Annotated in this window: 3 protein-coding genes; all 3 read right to left on the minus strand. The window is 48.1% G+C overall.

Features of this window, described 5'->3' with window-relative positions; translation table 11 throughout:
• Positions 1–106: 106 nt before the first annotated feature.
• Positions 107–517, minus strand: a complete 411-nt coding sequence (locus tag Q675_RS37620) for a VOC family protein (protein WP_023012307.1) — start codon at positions 515–517, stop codon at positions 107–109.
• Positions 518–705: 188 nt separating this feature from the next.
• Positions 706–993: a helix-turn-helix domain-containing protein gene (locus Q675_RS37625; RefSeq protein ID WP_023012308.1), complete on the minus strand. Its 288-nt coding sequence runs from the start codon at positions 991–993 to the stop codon at positions 706–708.
• 426 nt (positions 994–1,419) lie between these two features.
• A complete protein-coding gene (locus Q675_RS37635) occupies positions 1,420–2,370 on the minus strand; it encodes a DUF4238 domain-containing protein (RefSeq protein WP_023012310.1) in 951 nt (316 codons plus the stop codon).
• Positions 2,371–2,397 lie beyond the last annotated feature (27 nt).

Below are 2,397 nucleotides of genomic sequence, written 5' to 3' on the forward strand. Positions count from 1 at the left end.
ACGTTCGCCGGAATACGCATCCCTACCATTTAAATTATCCGGCGTAACCGGTTGGCGTTGGAGCATCAGCGGAATAGCCTTCCGCGTGGACGCTACAGTCTGGCGCTTATTCATGAAGCCATGGCGCATAACTCAGGCCAACCAACACACCCTCGGGGCTCATAAACCGTGCCACTGTCTGCCCCCAGGGTTCAGTGCGGGTTTCATGAACGAATTCCTGTCCCCATTCCTTCATCTCTTGCACTGCCGCCTCTACAGCCGCTGCATCCGCCAACTCAAATTCAATGGTAGCCGTAGGCTCAGGAATATGGTCGGGCCATTCCTCCTGGCCAAAACAGGAGTTAGCTGCCATAGAAAGGGGCCATACTCCGAAATGGTTCGCTCCGGGGAATTTATCCATGAAACGATAGTCGTCCATCTTCTCCAGCGGCAGGCCCAGCGCATCCTCATACAGAGACGCACTTGCCGCAGGGTCTTTGGTTATGGACGCAAAACCTGAAATGCACTTGATTTCCATACAATCCCTCCGTGGTTCATCGAGCACCTTCGTGTCAGGGGCTACCCTATTTACAGAAGGTGTCTACTGAAGTGGGGCCTTGCCAGTTCCATCTTGCGCACATAAACGCCCGCCATCACCGGCGGCAAAACCGTAGCGAAGCGGAGGTTTTGGCATCCGGTGCATGGCTTGGTTACACCTCACTCTGGTCAGTGAAGCTCATTGAAAACTTCCGGGTGTTGCTCAGCAATACGCAGAAGCGCAACCGCAGGCCCCTGCGGCTCTCGTCGTCCCTGTTCCCAATCCTGAAGTGTTCGCACACTCACGCCCATAAGACCGGCAAACGCAGATTGCGACATGTTCAACTTCAGCCTGATCACTTTAGGCGGTGAGGGGTCTGATAGCTCATGGGTTCGTAGAGCCAATTTGCCCTTTTTGAACTGCTTGATTTCATTGATGCCATCAAGAATCTCTGCCCCAAGGTTCCTGTCACCCATTTTTGATTGCCTCCGCTATCTGCTTGAGCATATGGCCAGGAATACTGGCGCGCTCTGATTTACTGTACAGCGTGAGCATCCATATCTCGTGGTCAGACTTCTTCCAGTAATAAATGGCTCTGATACCACCGCTCTTTCCCGAACCCGCTGGTGCCCATCGAACTTTACGAACGCCACCCGAGCCTTTAATCAGATCTCCCGCATCTGGCTTCTGTAGAAGGTAGGTTTGAAGCCCACGGTATTCCTCATCCGTGAGGTAGTTCGGCAATAACTTGGTGAACGTTGACGTTTCGATGAATAGCATCACAAGAATATACGGCGATGCCGTACAAAACTCAAGACCGGATCAGGGAGGTGTAGCGCCTAGGCTCAGCGGCCGTTTTGGAGGCGCACCGCGCCGAAAAAGCGGTCCGCTGCAGCCCTTGGTTATGTACTTTTCTCGTCATCTAACGAGAGCATCTCATTTATTACTTGTTCAGGATCTCTACCAGTAACCATAAACTTACGGGCCTCGATCCAGGAAGTGAGGTTTGCCGGTCCAGGGCCTTTTTCTGATAAAGAATAATACTGAGAGCCAGGCTCATCGAATAAGTCATCCATCATTAATATTCTAGTGGGACTGACTGGAAAATTTAAAAACGTCCCTTTGGTACTTAGCCCATAGATATCTTTTTCTAGATTGAGAATGCTTACGGGATTGTCGGTAGTTATAAAGCTCGGCTTTTCGCTAAAAACCATGGACCATCTTTTTTTCATCAGTATCTTTGCAATACTGATGGCTTCATTGTGAATTTGCTCAACGAAAAATTTCTTAAAGCTGTAGTCGGTTGGGTTTGAAAACTCATGCCAATCCGAGTTATCAACCTCAAACTTTTTTCCACCAATTTCCATACTTTTTATATTTGGCCGGCCCTGAGCGTCTTTTGGCCCGGAATCTAGATATTCGATGAACTCATTCTGAATTCTCTTGTACTCGTGAATCTTTCTAGGATGCCTAAGAATGAGTGTCGCAACAAAGAGAGAAAGACCTTTTCTGACCGACTCATTGCTCAAATCTACAAAATCCGATGCTAATTGAGGCCATATTCTACTTACTATTGACTCAAGGCCAGCTAACTTATCCTCAGTGTGCCAACACCTCTGGCCGACCTCATCTTCAGGAGAATATAAATATCTTTGTGCGGCAACATCATTAATGCCAACAAGTTTTGTGCTTCCCTCTTCACGAGGAACAATCCAAACCTTGGGATTTTTTGTTGTAGATTCCTCGGGAATACAAAACTCCTTTAGATAAAATCGAGGAACCCAATGTTGCTTTTTGGCTCTACTCATTTGCTTATCAAACTGAGCGGCATTTGCATAATTATCGATACCCAATCATGTACATAATCGGGATAGGGAGGT

Origin of the sequence: Marinobacter sp. EN3 (genome assembly GCF_000475315.1) — a bacterium.
Lineage (GTDB): Bacteria > Pseudomonadota > Gammaproteobacteria > Pseudomonadales > Oleiphilaceae > Marinobacter > Marinobacter nauticus.